This window comes from Rhizobium oryzicola, assembly GCF_030504645.1.
In the GTDB taxonomy this organism is placed as follows: Bacteria; Pseudomonadota; Alphaproteobacteria; order Rhizobiales; family Rhizobiaceae; genus Neorhizobium; species Neorhizobium oryzicola.
The window spans coordinates 101087-117665 of record NZ_JAUKWQ010000006.1 but is presented as its reverse complement, the minus strand read 5'-3'; the positions used below and the strand labels follow the sequence as shown (position 1 = coordinate 117665).

15 protein-coding genes are annotated in these 16579 nt (G+C 59.3%); 3 read left to right on the top strand and 12 right to left on the bottom strand.

Annotated features, from left to right (window positions below; translation table 11 throughout):
- The first annotated feature begins 151 nt into the window (after positions 1-151).
- From Q2T52_RS18400 to Q2T52_RS18390, 3 genes are all read left to right on the top strand, one after another.
- Positions 152-1936, top strand: coding sequence for a methyl-accepting chemotaxis protein (locus Q2T52_RS18400; RefSeq protein ID WP_302078282.1), 1785 nt, complete (start codon positions 152-154; stop codon positions 1934-1936).
- Positions 1936-2415, top strand: a complete 480-nt coding sequence (locus Q2T52_RS18395; protein ID WP_302078281.1) for a chemotaxis protein CheW — start codon at positions 1936-1938, stop codon at positions 2413-2415. Before Q2T52_RS18400 ends, Q2T52_RS18395 begins: the two co-directional genes overlap by 1 nt.
- A gap of 137 nt (positions 2416-2552) precedes the next feature.
- Positions 2553-3398: an asparaginase domain-containing protein gene (locus Q2T52_RS18390; protein WP_302078280.1), complete on the top strand. Its 846-nt coding sequence runs from the start codon at positions 2553-2555 to the stop codon at positions 3396-3398.
- A gap of 59 nt (positions 3399-3457) precedes the next feature.
- On the opposite strand, the gene Q2T52_RS18385 is transcribed toward Q2T52_RS18390, so the two are convergent.
- The 12 genes from Q2T52_RS18385 to Q2T52_RS18330 all read right to left on the bottom strand — a co-directional run bounded on the left by Q2T52_RS18385 (position 3458) and on the right by Q2T52_RS18330 (position 16554).
- Positions 3458-5110 carry an OFA family MFS transporter gene (locus tag Q2T52_RS18385; RefSeq protein WP_302078279.1) on the bottom strand — a complete coding sequence of 551 codons (1653 nt, stop codon included), beginning with the start codon at positions 5108-5110 and terminating at the stop codon, positions 3458-3460.
- A 72-nt stretch (positions 5111-5182) separates the two neighbouring features.
- On the bottom strand, positions 5183-5524 hold the full coding sequence (locus tag Q2T52_RS18380) for a formate dehydrogenase subunit delta (RefSeq protein WP_302078278.1): 342 nt from the start codon (positions 5522-5524) through the stop codon (positions 5183-5185).
- The gene (gene fdhD, locus Q2T52_RS18375; RefSeq protein ID WP_302078277.1) at positions 5514-6338 is read right to left on the bottom strand and encodes a formate dehydrogenase accessory sulfurtransferase FdhD; all 825 of its coding nucleotides are present in this window, start codon (positions 6336-6338) and stop codon (positions 5514-5516) included. Before fdhD ends, Q2T52_RS18380 begins: the two co-directional genes overlap by 11 nt.
- Positions 6339-6347: 9 nt before the next feature.
- Positions 6348-9230 (bottom strand): formate dehydrogenase subunit alpha, encoded by a 2883-nt coding sequence (fdhF, locus tag Q2T52_RS18370; protein WP_302078276.1) that lies wholly within the window; start codon positions 9228-9230, stop codon positions 6348-6350.
- A gap of 62 nt (positions 9231-9292) precedes the next feature.
- Positions 9293-9508 carry a DUF4287 domain-containing protein gene (locus Q2T52_RS18365; protein WP_302078275.1) on the bottom strand — a complete coding sequence of 72 codons (216 nt, stop codon included), beginning with the start codon at positions 9506-9508 and terminating at the stop codon, positions 9293-9295.
- Positions 9505-11061, bottom strand: coding sequence for a formate dehydrogenase beta subunit (locus tag Q2T52_RS18360; protein ID WP_302078274.1), 1557 nt, complete (start codon positions 11059-11061; stop codon positions 9505-9507). Before Q2T52_RS18360 ends, Q2T52_RS18365 begins: the two co-directional genes overlap by 4 nt.
- On the bottom strand, positions 11058-11537 hold the full coding sequence (locus tag Q2T52_RS18355) for a formate dehydrogenase subunit gamma (protein WP_302078273.1): 480 nt from the start codon (positions 11535-11537) through the stop codon (positions 11058-11060). Before Q2T52_RS18355 ends, Q2T52_RS18360 begins: the two co-directional genes overlap by 4 nt.
- Before the next feature lie 115 nt (positions 11538-11652).
- Complete coding sequence (locus tag Q2T52_RS18350) at positions 11653-12588, bottom strand: LysR family transcriptional regulator (protein WP_302078272.1); 936 nt, start codon at positions 12586-12588, stop codon at positions 11653-11655.
- 26 nt (positions 12589-12614) lie between these two features.
- Entirely contained in the window at positions 12615-13547 is a 933-nt protein-coding gene (locus Q2T52_RS18345; protein ID WP_302078271.1) for an L-lactate dehydrogenase, read from the bottom strand.
- A 153-nt stretch (positions 13548-13700) separates the two neighbouring features.
- A complete protein-coding gene (locus tag Q2T52_RS18340) occupies positions 13701-14105 on the bottom strand; it encodes a F0F1 ATP synthase subunit epsilon (RefSeq protein WP_302078270.1) in 405 nt (134 codons plus the stop codon).
- A gap of 71 nt (positions 14106-14176) precedes the next feature.
- On the bottom strand, positions 14177-15649 hold the full coding sequence (atpD, locus tag Q2T52_RS18335; RefSeq protein ID WP_302078269.1) for a F0F1 ATP synthase subunit beta: 1473 nt from the start codon (positions 15647-15649) through the stop codon (positions 14177-14179).
- 26 nt (positions 15650-15675) lie between these two features.
- Positions 15676-16554, bottom strand: coding sequence for a F0F1 ATP synthase subunit gamma (locus Q2T52_RS18330; RefSeq protein ID WP_302078268.1), 879 nt, complete (start codon positions 16552-16554; stop codon positions 15676-15678).
- Positions 16555-16579 lie beyond the last annotated feature (25 nt).

Sequence of the window (16579 nt, the reverse complement as noted above, 5' to 3'; positions counted from 1 at the left end):
ACTTCACTGAAACAACCCTAAATTATTGTGATATTTGACTAAATTTTAATTCTATTCTGTAACCTTACAGCCGTCGAACCGGTAAGGTCCAGCTCACCAAGATGGTGGCACCTCACGAGATCAACTCGACATCTTTATGAGGAAAAGCACCATGACATTTCTCTTCAGCCCGGGCGGCGAAACGAAAGCCATTCTTGCAGCCTTTCATCGCTCCCAGGCCATCATCGAATTCGATTTGAACGGCAAGATCCTGACAGCCAACGAGAACTTTCTGAAAGCACTCGGTTATTCCTTGCAGGAAGTTGTTGGTCGCAGCCACAGTATCTTCTGCGAAGCGGACTATGTGAAGTCTGATGCTTACAGGAACTTCTGGGCACGCCTTTCGCGCGGCGAATTCGATGCCGGTGAGTACAAGCGGATCGCCAAGGGCGGCAAGGAGATCTGGATCCAAGCCTCCTACAACCCGGTTCTGGTTGGCGGAAAGCCGGTCAAGATTGTGAAGATTGCCAGCGACATCACCGGGAGCAAGCTGAAGGCCACGGAAGATGCCGGAAAAATCGCTGCCATTGCCAAGATGCAGGCGGTCATCGAATTCACAACGTCAGGCGACATCATCACCGCCAACGAAAACTTCCTGAACTGTCTCGGCTACACGCTCTCCGAAATTCAAGGGCGTCATCATAGCATGTTCTGCGAGCCAAGCTTCCGCGATAGTGCCGACTACAAGACATTCTGGTCAAAGCTTGCAGCAGGGGAAGCCATCGCTTCGGAGTTCAAGCGCATTGGCAAAGGCGGCAAGATCGTCTGGATCCAGGCCTCCTACAATCCCATCATTGGCGACAACGGACGCGTTCTGAAGGTCGTGAAGTTTGCAACGGATGTGACCGACCGGGTGCGCGCGGTCGACGAAATCGCCGAAGGTCTCACGGCTCTCTCCAATGGCGACCTCACCTTCCGCATCGAACGCCCTTTCATCGCCGGGCTCGAAAAGATCAGAAACGATTTCAACGCCTCCATGGAAAAGCTGCGCGACGCCATGCAGATCGTCGGCCACAACGGCGAAGAAATTGCCTCCGGCTCGCAGCAGATTCGCGAAGCAACGGACAGCCTCTCCAAGCGGACGGAGCAGCAGGCAGCTGCCGTCGAGCAGACTGCCGCCGCACTCGACCAGATCACTCAGACCGTCACAACCAGCGCCAAGCGGGCGGAAGAAGCCGGTCAACTGGTGGAGCGAACAACCATAGGCGCAACGCGTTCCGGTGAAGTGGTCAATCATGCCATTGAGGCCATGGGACAGATCGAAAAGTCGGCCGGAGAAATTTCCAACATCATCGGTGTGATTGACGAGATTGCTTTCCAGACCAACCTTCTGGCGCTGAATGCAGGCGTTGAAGCGGCACGTGCCGGTGAAGCAGGCAAGGGCTTTGCCGTGGTTGCACAGGAAGTACGTGAACTGGCACAGCGCTCGGCCAAGGCTGCAAAAGAAATCAAGGCCTTGATCAACACATCAAGCGAGCAGGTGGCTCAAGGCGTGGCACTGGTCGGCGAGACCGGCCGCTCGCTGCAGACCATTGTCGCGCAGGTGGCAGACATCAACACCAATGTGAAGGCCATTGTGGAGGCCGCGCATGAGCAATCGCTGGGCCTGAAGGAAATCAATACAGCCGTCAACCTGATGGACCAGAATACCCAGCAGAATGCAGCCATGGTGGAAGAGACAAGCGCGGCAAGCCATAGCCTCGCAAAGGAATCCGAAGCGTTGCGGATGCTTTTGGGACGATTCAGCTTTGGGAAACATTCTTCGCCTAAGATGGCATCAGCGCGACCCGAAAGCCGTCCTGTGGCATTGCCGGTACGCACACCCATGGCGAAAGTTGCGCGGTTTTCCGGTTCCGCAGCGGTTGCCCAGGCATCGGAAAGTTGGGAAGAATTTTAATGGCTACTACGATCAATTCGACAAGCTACAGCGGCGAAACGCTTGAGATCATTGCCTTCCGCCTTCACGACCAAGAATTTTGCGTCAAGACCACCACCATTCGCGAAATCCGTGGCTGGGCACCGTCGACACCGATCCCGCATGCGCCGTCCGACGTGATCGGCGTTATGAACCTGCGTGGCTCGGTCATCCCGATCATCGACCTGGCCTACAAGCTTGGCATGAAGAGCACGGTCGCGAACGAACGCTCCGCCATCGTCGTTGCCGAAGTACACAATATGGTCATTGGCATGCTGGTCGACCGCGTGTCTGATATCCTGACGATCCCGAGCAGCCAGATCCAGCCGGTACCGGAAGTGTCTGCATCCTTCGACAAGACTTTCTGTGAAGGCATCATCGCCAATGAGAACGGCATGATCTGCTTCCTGAACCTCTCCAAGATGTTCAAGGGCACCGAGGCAGACGATCTCGCTGCTTGATTTGAGCCCCTCCGAGGTGTGAAGGCGGCCGCACGGCCGCCTTTTCTGTTTCGGCGCGAAGCCTTTTGGCGCGCCGATATTGATCCCCGGACAACCATCCCTTACCAGTCCTCAAACATCAGGTTGGGAGAGGCGGCATGCGGATTCTACTCATTCATACGGGCGGCACCATTGGCATGGCACCCGGCCCCGATGGGTTGGAACCCCAAAAGGGACTTGTCGAGCAGGCTGTGCTTGAGCGTCTGCCACGGAGTTCAAGTCTCGACAGCGTCGTGTTCGATCCCCTTCTCGATAGTTCCAACGTCGGCCCTGAGCACTGGAACGAGATCCTGCGGGCCATCCGCGCCCATCCAGACTCCGCTGTCATTGTTACGCATGGCACCGACACCATGGCCTTTACCGGCGCTGCGCTTTCCCAAGCCCTTGCAGGCGAAAACCGGAAGGTAGTTCTGTGCGGCTCCATGCTGCCGCTTGGACAGGGCGGCGATGCCGAGGACAATCTCGATCTTGCCCTGCAAGCGCTCAAACAGCCGGATCCAGGTGTTCAACTGGCCTTCGCCGGCAAACTGATGCCGGCTGCGGGACTTGTAAAACATCACAGCCACCAGATGGATGCCTTCCGGTCGCAGCCGCAGGCAACCGCACTGCCGGCTGCCAAGGATGAATTTGCACCCCTCAAGCTTGCAATCCTAACGCTTTCGCCAGGCCTTCCAGCAGCGGCGATCGAGGCAGCGCTGAACACTTTGGACGGAGCAGTACTGCGCATTTTCGGAAGCGGAACCGCGCCTGATGACGTCGAGTTGGTTCGGGTTCTGGAGCGGGCGGTGACAAAGGGCAAACGCATTCGTGCCGTGAGCCAGTGCGAGGCAGGTGGCCTCAGTCCCGGCACCTACGCGGCGGGTGCCGGCCTCTGGTCAACGGGTATCCAAAATGGCGGCGCAGAAACACCGGAAGCCGCACTTATCCACCTCTGGCTCAACTGACGGCAAAACGCAAAAGAGCCGGCGCAAGGCCGGCTCTCGTATCAATCCTTCGTCAGCTTTTAGCCGAACAGCGCAAAGCTACTCTTCAGCGTAACCCAGACACCCCAGAGAAGCGGGATACCAACCACAGCCCACGCCAGCGCCGCCTTGGCATCGAAGCCACCGGTGCCGATGCCGAACGAGCCTGTCGGGCCGGCATTGGCAGCCGCTGTCTTGGCTTGTAGTGCCGCGACCTCCTCATCGGACATGAACCACTTTTCCGGCAGCGGCTTCACAAGAGCATTGGCAACGAGGCCGAGCGCAAGGAGGCAGGCGAGGATATACATGGTGCTGGTGTAGAGCGCCGGGCCGGGTGCAACACCGGCTGCGATCTGCGCCTCGCGAATATAGTTCACGACCAGCGGCCCGAAGATACCGGCGGTTGCCCAGGCCGTCAGCAGGCGACCATGGATCGCGCCGACGAACTGCGTGCCGAAGATGTCCGCCAGATAGGCCGGAACCGTCGCGAAGCCGCCGCCATACATCGAGAGAATAATGCCAAAGGCCAGCACGAACAGCGCCTTGGAGCCGAGCGTGGCAAGCGTTGGTGCGAGAGCGTAGAGGATAATGCCGAGGATGAAGAAGCAGAAATAGGTGTTCTTTCTGCCGATCTTGTCGGACATCGATGCCCAGAAGAAGCGGCCACCAATGTTGAAAAGCGACAGAAGGCCCGTGAAGCCTGCAGCAATCGCTGCAATTTGTGCCTTCTGAGCCGCATCCAGCTGCGCGAAACCAACGCCCGGCTGGCCGATCAGCGAGCCTGCAAAGATTTCCTGCAGCATGGGTGACGCCATGCCGATCACGCCGATGCCTGCAGAGACGTTAAGGCAGAGCACGGCCCAGATCAGCCAAAACTGCGGTGTCTTGTGCGCATCGCGCAGGTGGACATGGCGATGGGTGATCATGGTGCTCTTGGCAACGGGTGGCGTCCAGCCTTCCGGGCGCCAGCCGGCAGGCGGAATGCGATAACCGAAGGCACCGCCCAGCATGAATACGAAATAGATGAGCGCCATGACGACGAAGGTCTGCCAGACGCCAACGGAGGTATCCGTCTTGAAATACGTCATCAGCAGGTTGGCGAGCGGCGCGCCGATCATGGCGCCGCCGCCAAAGCCCATGATGGCCATGCCTGTCGCCATGCCGCGACGGTCTGGGAACCATTTCACCAGCGTCGAGACCGGCGAGATATACCCAAGTCCTAGACCGACGCCACCGATCACCCCTGCCCCGATCCACATCAGCCACAATTGATGCGACATCACCCCGAGCGCCGCGATGAGAATACCGCCGCACCAGCAGCAGGCGGAAACGAAACCGGCCTTGCGCGGACCCACGCGCTCCAGCCAGCCGCCCCAGATGGCGGCGGAGCAGCCGAGAAGCACGAAGAATAGCGTATAGATCCAACCGAGATCCGCCACGCGCCAGTTGCAGGCCGTCGTGGTCAGTGCTCCCAGCAGAGTGAGGCTGGAGCAACTGGGGTCCGTGGTCGGCAATGCCTTGCTGAGCGGCAGCCAGAACACGCTGAAGCCATAGGCCATGCCGATGCATAGATGGATGGCAAGCGCCGCCGGCGGAACCAGCCACCGGTTGAACCCTGGTTGCGCAATGATGCGCTCTCGATCAAGGAGCCCGGCCTGCGCCACGGCTCCCCCCGTTACCCCTGCTACCGCCATTGCGACAACCTCCCTTGCAATGTCAGATGAAATCCAAATCGACACCCGCCATCGCCGCGGGGCCGCTACCCTTTATGCTGAATGTTCGGGAATGCTGGGCTCTGACAGCGATTCACCCGCAATCGGCCCCTTCCCGCCCAAAGTCGATGCCGCATCAGTCCCCAAACCGACCGGCTCCGTCGACCGATTTTCCGGTCGCTTCACCTTGGTGGACGCAGCAACAACGAGCGGCAGAAACCCGCCAATACCAGCATCAATCATTTCAAAGAATCGGCGCCGCATGCGCGGCTCCCAGAATTTGTTGATATGCGTGGCAACGCCTTCGACCCGAACGTCCTCCGGCTGCGACAGAAAGAAGGTTGCGATCTGGTTTGCCATGCGCACCAGCTTCTCGTCCGTGTGATTAAGCGACATCGCTGGCTTCTCCTGTCGTTACCCGGTCGGGCCTCGTAAACACTTCGAATTCATCGCCACGGGCAATCCCGATCAAGCTGATGCCTGCGGCGTCTGCGGTCTCGATCGCCAGAGCGGTCGGCGCCGATATTGCGATCAGGATCGGGCAGCCGAGAAAGGCCGTCTTCTGTACCATTTCCACCGAGAGACGGCTGGTCACCACAACCGCCCCCTCCTGTGGCCGAACACCTGCCCTCAGCACTGCCCCGACAAGCTTGTCCAGCGCATTATGGCGACCGACATCCTCACGGATCGTCAGCAGCCCCTTACCCGGGCGATAGAAGCCTGCGCCATGTACCGCTCGTGTTTCGCGGTTCAGCTGTTGGCCGTCGCCGAGCAGGCGCGCGGCTTCTGCTACCATCTCCGGCGTCAGGCGATGCGCACTTTCCTTGACCCGGGCCACTTGGCGGGCTGCCTGTTCGATCGACTCGATACCGCATAGGCCACAGCCGACAGGACCTGCCATACGCCTGCGCCGTGCCGTCAAAGCCTCCGCCTTGGCATCCTTCAGCGTGATCTGCACATCGATACCGGCGCCCGCCTCGATGGGTTCGACCGCAACAATTTCTTCCGGGGTGACAATGATTTCCTCCGCCAGAGAAAAGCCATAGGCAAAGTCCACAAGGTCCGCCGGTGTCGCCATCATCACCGCATGGGTGGAACCGCCATAGGAAAAGGCAATCGGCACCTCTTCCGGCACATTGCGGTGGCTTGCCACCATGCGCCCCTGGCGAAAGCTCCACTCCTCAACTCTGCGGCTTGTGCCGTCACCCATGAGACTGCCTTACTCCGCCGCTTCCAGCTTGCCGACGATACGTCTGGAGCGACGGCTGAGTTCCTCGTAATCCTCCTGCCATTCCGTCGGACCATTCGAGGGCGAGATCTGTACCGCAGTCACCTTGTATTCCGGGCAGTTGGTCGCCCAGTCGGAGAAGTCAGTGGTAATGACATTCGCCTGCGTGCCCGGATGGTGGAAGGTGGTGTAGACCACACCGGGAGCGACGCGGTCGGTGATCAGCGCACGCAGCGTCGTTTCGCCGGCGCGACTGGCGAGCTTCACCCAATCACCATCCTTGACGCCCCGTTGTTCGGCATCATGCGGATGGATCTCCAGTCGGTCCTCCTCATGCCACACAACATTTTCCGTGCGACGTGTCTGGGCGCCGACATTGTACTGCGAAAGAATGCGGCCCGTGGTGAGCAGCAGTGGGAAGCGCGGTCCCGTACGTTCGTCGGTCGCGACATATTCCGTGCGGATGAACTTACCCTTGCCACGCACGAAACCATCGATATGCATGATAGGCGATCCATCGGGGAATTTCTCGTTGCAGGGCCACTGAACGGAACCCTTCTCCTCCAGATAGGCATAGGAGACGCCGGCAAAGCTTGGCGTGCTGGCGGCGATCTCATCCATGATCTCGGAAGGATGGCTGTAGTTCCAGGCAAGGCCCATGGCCTGCGCCAGCTTCTGTGTGACTTCCCAGTCCGCATAGCCGTTCTTCGGCGTCATGACCTTGCGCACGCGGTTGATGCGGCGCTCCGCATTGGTGAAGGTGCCGTCCTTCTCCAGGAAGGTGGAACCCGGCAGGAAGACATGCGCATAGTTCGCCGTCTCGTTGAGGAAGAGATCGTGCACGACGACACATTCCATGGCTTCGAGACCGGCGGAGACGTGCTTGGTATCCGGGTCTGACTGAAGAATATCCTCACCCTGAATGTAAATGCCCTTGAACGTGCCCTCGACGGCAGCATCCAGCATGTTGGGAATGCGAAGGCCCGGCTCGTTGTTCAGCGTCACGCCCCAGAGCTTTTCGAAGGTCTCGCGGGTGGCATCATCAGAGATGTGACGATAGCCCGGCAGTTCATGCGGGAAGGAGCCCATATCGCAGGAGCCCTGCACATTGTTCTGTCCGCGCAACGGGTTCACGCCGACGCCGGGGCGACCGATATTGCCGGTGGCCATGGCTAGGTTGGCGATCGCCATGACGGTTGTTGAACCCTGGCTGTGTTCGGTGACGCCGAGACCGTAGTAAATCGCGCCATTGCCACCCCTGGCATAAAGACGCGCCGCACCGCGCAGTTCGTCCGCCGGAACGCCAGTGAACTTTTCCGTCTTTTCCGGCGAATGCTGGGCTTCGGAGACAAAGGCCGCCCAATCCTCGAACTCGGACCAGTCGCAACGCTCGCGAATGAAGCGCTCATCGAACAGGCCTTCCGTCACGATGACATGGGCAATGGCGGTCAGAACGGCCACATTCGTGCCGGGCTTGAGCGGCAGATGGTAAGCAGCTTCGACATGTGGGGTCCGCACCAGGTCGATACGCCGCGGATCGATGACGATCAGTTTCGCGCCCTTGCGCAAACGCTTCTTGAGCCGCGAACCGAAGACTGGGTGACCGTCGGTCGGGTTCGCACCAATCACCACGACCACGTCGGAATGCTCGACGCTGTCGAAATTCTGCGTACCGGCAGAGGTGCCGAAAGCCTGACCGAGACCGTAGCCCGTCGGCGAATGGCAAACGCGGGCGCAGGTATCGACATTGTTATTCCCAAAGCCGGCGCGGATCAGCTTCTGCACCAGATAGGTTTCCTCGTTGGTGCAGCGCGACGAGGTGATGCCGCCGATGGATTCGCGGCCATATTGATACTGGATGCGCCGGAATTCCGAGGCGATGTGGGCGAACGCCTCTTCCCAGGTGACTTCACGCCAGGGATCGGAAATCTTCTCGCGAATCATCGGGTTGAGGATACGGTCCTTGTGGCTTGCGTAACCGTAGGCGAACCGGCCCTTGACGCAGGAATGGCCGCGATTGGCCTGACCATCCTTCCACGGCACCATACGCACCAGTTCCTCGCCGCGCATTTCCGCCTTGAAGGAGCAGCCGACACCGCAATAGGCGCAGGTTGTGACGACGGAATGCTCCGGCTGGCCGATCTGGATGACGGACTTTTCCGTCAGCGTCGCCGTGGGGCAGGCCTGCACGCAGGCGCCGCAGGAGACGCATTCGGAGGAGAGGAAGGCTTCATGCGCACCGGGCGAAACGCGGCTGTCGAAGCCGCGGCCTTCGATCGTCAAAGCAAACGTGCCCTGCACTTCTTCGCAGGCTCGAACGCAGCGGGAGCAGACGATACACTTTGAAGGATCATAGGTGAAGTAAGGGTTCGACTCGTCCTTCGGCATCCATTGGGCGTTCACATCCCCGGTGGCGGAGCGAGCCTTGACATGGTTTTCGCCTTCGTAGCCGTAGCGCACATCGCGAAGACCCACAGCACCGGCCATATCCTGCAGCTCGCAATCGCCATTTGCGGCGCAGGTGAGACAATCGAGCGGATGGTCGGAAATGTAAAGCTCCATCACACCCTTGCGGATTTGCTTCAACCGCTCCGTCTGCGTGTGGACGACGATGCCCGGCGCGACAGGCGTGGTGCAGGAGGCAGGGGTGCCGTTTCGGCCTTCCACCTCGATCAGACAGAGCCTGCAGGAGCCGAAGGCATCCACCATGTCGGTCGCGCAGAGTTTCGGCACCTGAATGCCGGCCTCCATGGATGCGCGCATAATAGAGGTGCCGGCCGGCACTGTCACTTCGCGACCATCAATGGTCAACGTCACCAGATCCGTGGCCTTGGATGCAGGCGTGCCGTAATCGATTTCAGGAACGAGGGGCATGATGACCTCCAGATCAGTCTCTCCGCTGCGGACTATACCGCGCAGAAGAGGTTCAACTGCGCTTACGATTTCTGCTCGGCGAGCGTCGCCGCGACGATGGCATTGGCATGACCGTGGCCCAGACCATGATCCGCCTTCAGCAGTGCAACAATCTGCATATGTGACTTACCTTCCTGCTGACGAACGATGTCCTGCCAATGCTGAATTGGCTTCCCATAGGTTTTTTCGATTGAAGGGAAATAGGAAGCCGGACCTTTGACCTTTTGCGTCTCGTTCATTCCGCTGCCTCCCGCACCGGTGCAGGTGCAAAATCGTCAGGAAAATGCGTCAGCGCACTCATGACGGGATAGGGCGTGAAGCCGCCAAGCGCACAGAGCGAGCCGAACTTCATGGTGTTGCAGAGGTCTTCCAGCAAAACCTTGTTCTTTTCCGGCTCAATGCCCTGAGCGATCTTGTCGACAGTCTCGACGCCGCGCGTCGACCCGATCCGGCAGGGCGTGCACTTGCCGCAACTTTCGACCGCACAGAACTCCATGGCAAAGCGCGCCTGCTTCAGCATGTCGACGGTATCGTCAAACACCACGATACCAGCGTGACCGATCAGACCGCCGGCGGCAGTGAAGGCCTCGTAATCGAACACCGTATCGAACAGCGCCGGAGGGAAGTAAGCGCCGAGTGGGCCGCCAACCTGTACCGCCTTGACCGGCCGGTCGCTGATTGTGCCACCGCCGATCTCATTAACGATCTGGCCAAGCGTCAGGCCGAAGGCTGTCTCATACAAACCGCCATGCTTCAGATTGCCGGCAAGCTGAATCGGGATCGTGCCGTGCGAGCGACCAACGCCATAGTCTCGATAGAACTGCGCGCCGCGGTCCATGATGACCGGGATGGAGGCCAGCGACATGACATTGTTGACGACAGTCGGCTTGCCGAACAGGCCTTCCAGCGCCGGCAGTGGCGGCTTGGCGCGCACAATGCCGCGCTTGCCTTCCAGGCTGTTGAGAAGCGAAGTCTCTTCGCCGCACACATAGGCGCCCGCGCCCATGCGCACTTCCATATCAAAAGCGTAAGCAGATCCCAACACGGAGGAGCCCAGAATGCCCTCGCGCCGCGCAATGGCGATTGCCTCTTCCATCACGGCAATGGCGTGCGGATATTCCGAGCGCGTATAGACATAGCCCTTGGTGGCTCCGACCGCGATACCGGCAATTGCCATGCCCTCGATCAGTACGAAGGGGTCGCCCTCCATGATCATCCGGTCGGCAAACGTGCCGCTATCGCCCTCATCCGCATTACAGACGATGTATTTCTGGTCCGCCCTGGCATCGGCAACCGTCTTCCACTTAATGCCGGTTGGAAAGCCAGCACCGCCGCGACCCCGCAGGCCGCTGTCGGTCACCTGCTTCACGATGTCCGCAGGTGCCATGGCAACGGCCTTTTGCAGACCCGTCAGCCCCTTGTAGTGACGGTAATCCTCCAGCGATAACGGATCGGTGATGCCGCAACGAGAGAAGGTCAGCCGCGTCTGGTTCTTGAGGAACGGGATCTCGCTGGTCAGCCCGTGACAGAGCCGGTGATTGCCGCCGGTGAGGAAGCTCGCATCGAACAGCGAGGGCACATCAGATGCTTTTACCGGACCATAGGCCACGCGACCATGATCCGTTCGCACCTCGACCAGCACTTCCAGCCACAGCATTCCGCGTGAGCCATTACGCACGATATGGACGTCGATGCCACGTGCTTCTGCCTCACGTTGGATCGCGGCTGCCACCTTGTCTGCGCCGACGGCAAGTGCTGCCGAATCACGTGGAACGAAAACGGTGACGCTCATGCCCGCACCTCCGCAACGATGTCGTTCAGACAGTCCTCATCAAGGCGCGCGAAAAGCTCACCATCCAGCATGGCAGCAGGCGCTTGGGCGCAAAGCCCGAGACAGAAGACGGGCTCCAGCGTCACCGCGCCATCAAACGTGGTTTCGTGCCAATCAATTCCGAGTTTGGCCTTGGCCTTTTCCGCAAGAGACTCGCAGCCCATCGACTGGCAAGCCTCGGCTCGACAGAGCTTCAGCGTGTGGCGACCGGCCGGATGATCTTTGAAATCATGATAGAAACTGACGACACCATGCACTTCGGCGCGCGAGAGATTGAGGGCCTTGGCAATCACCTGCCTGGCGCTTTCAGGAATAAATCCGAATTCCTCCTGCACGCGGTGCAGGATCGGCAACATCGGGCCTTCAAGCTGCCGACAGTCCTCAATAATTTCGGCAATACGGGCCGCCTCGTCTACAGCGACCGCACGAATATTCATGCACCAGTCCTCCCAAACCGACCCCGCCTGACCAATCCGGCAGTTTCTGCTTTCGGAAAAGCTCAAGGATCGTTCAGATATTTGTCTTTTGCGAAGAATGACGAAAAGTGGCGACTTACGTCAATATCGGCTTTCCGTCGCTTGATAGGATATTTCTATCAAAGGCGGATGCAGCAACGCGCAATCTGGCCTCGTGAAGCAGTGCCGATACAAGGGGGGTGTGTGGTTCGCGATGAGTTGCCACCAGTCCAACCAGGTGCTCCGCGTCGGGTTCCGTGATCGGTATCATGCGGATCTCCTCTGGAAACCCGAAGGATTCCGCAACGTTACGCGGCATGATGGATGCCCACTGCCCCGTGCGAATATGCGAAAACAACACGATCATGGAATTGGATTCAAGCGTAGGCTTTGCCCACACCCCTGCTTCCGCCATATGCTTGTTGATGATGCGGCGGTTCTGCATATCCGCCGTCAATAGGCAAAGCCTAAGAGAGGAAACATCCTTCCACGTGACGGATTCCTGATCAGCGAGTGGCGTTCCGGCGGCCGCGATGAGGTGGTAGCGCTCGGAATAAAGCGGCACAGTGGTCACCCGACCCAAGGGCTCATTGTCGAGGTAGGTAATGCCGGCGTCGATCTCCAGATTTTCCAACTGGCTGAGCACCTGCAGCGAGGTGCGCGAGGTCACGGAAAATGTCACCGCCGGATGGCGCGCCTGAAAAGGTTCGGTCAGCCGCGGCACCATGGCAAGCGCGGTCGGAATAACGGCAATCCGGATATGCCCGGCCAGACCTTTACGGGCGGCGCGCATCTCTTCGCGCATGGTGCGGGTGTCTGACACGATGCGTCGTGCCCATTCCAGCACGCGCTGACCCTCCGGCGTCAGGCCCTGATAGCGTGAACCGCGCACGACCAGAACCACACCCAACTGGTCCTCCAGCTGGCGGATGGCCGCCGAGAGCGAGGGCTGGGAAATGCCGCACTCTTCCGCCGCACGCCCGAAATGTCCGGCACGCGCCAGTGCGATGAAGAATTCCAGCTTGTCGATCACCTAAATTCGCCTCGATGCTTATGCCGTCACAACCTTACGGCACTTGCCTTCTCCTTGAGAAGCAGAGCACTGCGTTTTAGTGCTGCATGTTCCGCATCATCCAGTTCCGGAAAGAGATCGGTCATGACGCCTTGCGCACCAATCACCCGCGGAACAGAGAGTGCCACGTGCTCGACACCTTCGACAGCAGGCGTAACGATCGAAACGGACAACACAGCGCGCTGATCCAGCGCGATTGCCTTGATGATACGCGCCAAGCCGGCGCCGATCCCGTAATAGGTTGAGCCCTTGCCTTCAATGATGCGGTAGGCGGCATTGCGAACATTATCGTCGATCTCAGCGCGGATTTCCTTCGTGATCGGCTTGCCCGTTTGTGCTGCAAAATCGGAAACGGCGAGCGAGCCAGCGCGGGCATTCGACCAGGTCAGCACCTCGCTATCCCCATGTTCACCCAACACATAGGCATGAACGGATTGCGAGGATATGCCGAGATGGCGTCCGAGCAGGCTGCGGAAGCGAGCCGTATCAAGAATGGTGCCGGAGCCAATCACCCGCTGCGGCGAAAGACCGGAAATGCGCGTCGCAATATCCGTCATGATATCCACCGGGTTGGATGCAATCAGCAGGATCGGGTTCGGCACGACAGCCAGGATCGCGCCGACAACCTGCTTGAAGACCTGGGCATTGCGCTCCAGAAGCGCCAGGCGATCCTCTCCCGGCTTCTGGTTGACACCGGCTGCGATGATCACCACTGAAGAGCCCGCGAGGTCTGCATAGGAACCGGCCGTCACCTTCGTTGCGGAATGAAAGGGTGTTGCATGGGCAATGTCTTCGGCCTGGGCACGCGCCAGTGCCTCGTGCATATCAACCAGCACAATCTCACTGGCAATACCCGTCAAGGCCAGCGCGTAACCGGCCGAACTCCCCACCATGCCGGCGCCAACAATTCCAACCTTCATGATCTCGTCTCCCGTTGACCCATGCAATCAGAAGATGACGGAAAGCGTCCTATCGCGAAAGAAGGCAAATCAAACGCAGCAAAATTTAGTCGCACCACCAAAATGCAAAAAGGCGGCCAGGGCCGCCTTTCAAGAAAGACTTTAGCTTTCGCCTCAAGCCGGCAGCGTGCCGCCAAGATGGGTCAGATCAGCAAGCATATGCTCAAGCTTCGTGCGATGATCATCGCTCAGCGTATTGTCGATCTCGGAGCGCAGGTCCTTGATCTTCTTGTCGAGCAGATCGCGCGAGGCTTCGCTTTCCGGAACGGCCGATTCCGCGAGCAGCGTGCAGCCAGTCGGCAGAATATCAGCGAAACCGCCGAACACGACATACTTGGCAACCTGACCAGACGCCAGCCTCACCGTAACCAGGCCAGACTTGATTGTCGTCATGGTCGGCGCGTGGTTCGCGAGCACAGTCATTTCACCCAGCGTCGCCGGAATAACGACCTCGGTCACCTTCTCCGACAGAAGCAGGCGCTCGGGCGAAACCAGTTCAAAATCAAAAGCGTTGGCCATGACGGTCCACTTCTTCAGTGCGTTATGCAAGAGGGGGATGACACCGCGAGTGCGGTATCATCCCGTTAGGATCAGGCAGCTGCTGCCAGCTTCTTTGCCTTTTCCATGGCTTCCTCAATGGAGCCAACCATGTAGAAGGCCGCTTCCGGCAGGTGGTCGTATTCGCCGTTGACGAGGCCCTTGAAGCCCTTGATCGTGTCTTCGAGCGAGACGAGCTTGCCCGGGGAACCGGTGAAGACTTCGGCGACGTGGAACGGCTGCGACAGGAAGCGCTCGATCTTACGGGCGCGGGCAACCGTCTGCTTGTCTTCTTCAGACAGTTCGTCCATGCCGAGGATGGCGATGATATCCTGCAGGGCCTTGTAGCGCTGCAGCGTCGACTGAACCTTACGAGCCACTTCGTAGTGCTCTTCGCCGATGATCATCGGGTCGAGCATACGCGAGGTGGAGTCGAGCGGGTCAACGGCCGGGTAGATACCCTTTTCAGCGATCGAGCGCGACAGAACCGTCGTTGCGTCCAAGTGGGCGAACGAGGTTGCCGGAGCCGGGTCGGTCAAGTCGTCGGCCGGAACGTAGATGGCCTGAACCGAGGTGATCGAGCCCTTGGTTGTGGTGGTGATGCGTTCCTGCAGAGCGCCCATGTCCGTTGCGAGCGTCGGCTGATAACCAACGGCAGACGGAATACGGCCGAGCAGAGCCGACACTTCGGAACCAGCCTGCGTGAAGCGGAAGATATTGTCCACGAAGAACAGCACGTCCTGGCCCTTGTCGCGGAAGTCTTCAGCGATCGTCAGACCCGTCAGAGCGACGCGTGCGCGTGCACCTGGCGGTTCGTTCATCTGGCCGTAAACCAGGGCGCACTTGGAGCCGGCAGCAGAACCGTTGTTCTCATGCGGGTCCACATTCACCTTGGATTCGATCATTTCGTGGTAAAGGTCGTTACCTTCACGGGTACGCTCACCAACGCCGGCGAATACGGAGTAACCGCCGTGTGCCTTGGCAACGTTGTTGATCAATTCCATGATGAGAACGGTCTTGCCAACGCCGGCGCCGCCGAACAGGCCGATCTTACCACCCTTGGCGTAAGGCGCCAAAAGGTCGACAACCTTGATGCCCGTGACCAGGATCTGAGCTTCCGTCGACTGCTCGACATACTCAGGAGCCGGCTGGTGGATGGCCCGGCGCGACTGCGTCGGAACCGGGCCCAGTTCGTCAACCGGCTCGCCGATGACGTTGATGATACGGCCGAGCGTTTCATCGCCAACCGGAACAGAGATCGGAGCGCCCGTGTTGGTCACCGGCTGGCCGCGAACGAGACCTTCCGTGGAGTCCATGGCGATGGTACGAACCTGGTTTTCACCCAGGTGCTGTGCCACTTCCAGAACGAGGCGGTTGCCGTTGTTGTCGGTTTCCAGCGCGTTCAGGATCGCGGGCAGTTCGCCGGTGAAGGCAACGTCCACGACGGCGCCGATAACCTGCGTCACGCGACCAACGGACTCGCTCGTGCTGGTCGAATTGGTATTCAGGGTCGCTGCTCTAGCCATATGTCTTACCCTTCTTCTCTGGGCCCTCAGAGCGCTTCCGCGCCCGAGATGATTTCGATGAGTTCCTTCGTGATCTGCGCCTGACGCTGGCGGTTATAGGACAGCGTCAACTTGTTGATCATCTCGCCGGCATTGCGCGTTGCGTTGTCCATAGCGGACATCTGCGCGCCGTAGAAGGAAGCGTTGTTTTCAAGCAGGGCGCGGAAAATCTGCACCGCGATGTTGCGCGGCAGCAGGTCTTCCAGGATTTCCTGTTCACCCGGCTCGTATTCGTAAAGGGCAGATGCGGAAGAACCAGCTGCAGCATCTTCGAACTTGGCCGGAATGATCTGCTGCGCCGTCGCCACCTGCGAGATGACGGACTGGAAGCGCGCATAGAACAGGGTCGCGACGTCGAACTCACCCGCATTGAAGAGAGCGAGAACCTTCTGCGCCACCTCGTTCGCGTTGACGAAGCCAAGCTGCTTCACTTCGCGGAAGGTCACGTAGTCCACGATGTTTTCGCGGAACGTACGGCGCAGAATGTCATTGCCCTTACGACCAACGGTCAGGATCTTGACGGTCTTGCCCTCGGAGATCAGCTTCAGCGCGTGGTCACGGGCCATGCGGATGATCGAGGAGTTGAAGCCCCCCGCAAGGCCGCGTTCGCCAGTGGCAACGATCAGAAGGTGAACCTGATTCTTGCCTGTGCCCTTGAGCAGCAGCGGCGCCTCTGCGTTTTCGGCATTGGCAGCGCTGAGGCTCGCGAGAACACGGTTCATCCGTTCCGCATAAGGACGAGCCGCTTCGGCCGCCTCCTGCGCACGGCGCAGCTTCGCCGCGGCGACCATTTTCATCGCCTTGGTGATCTTCTGCGTCGCCTTGACGGAGGCGATCCGGTTTTTCAGATCCTTAAGTGAAGGCATCCGTTATCGGTCCTCGGGTTTGTCC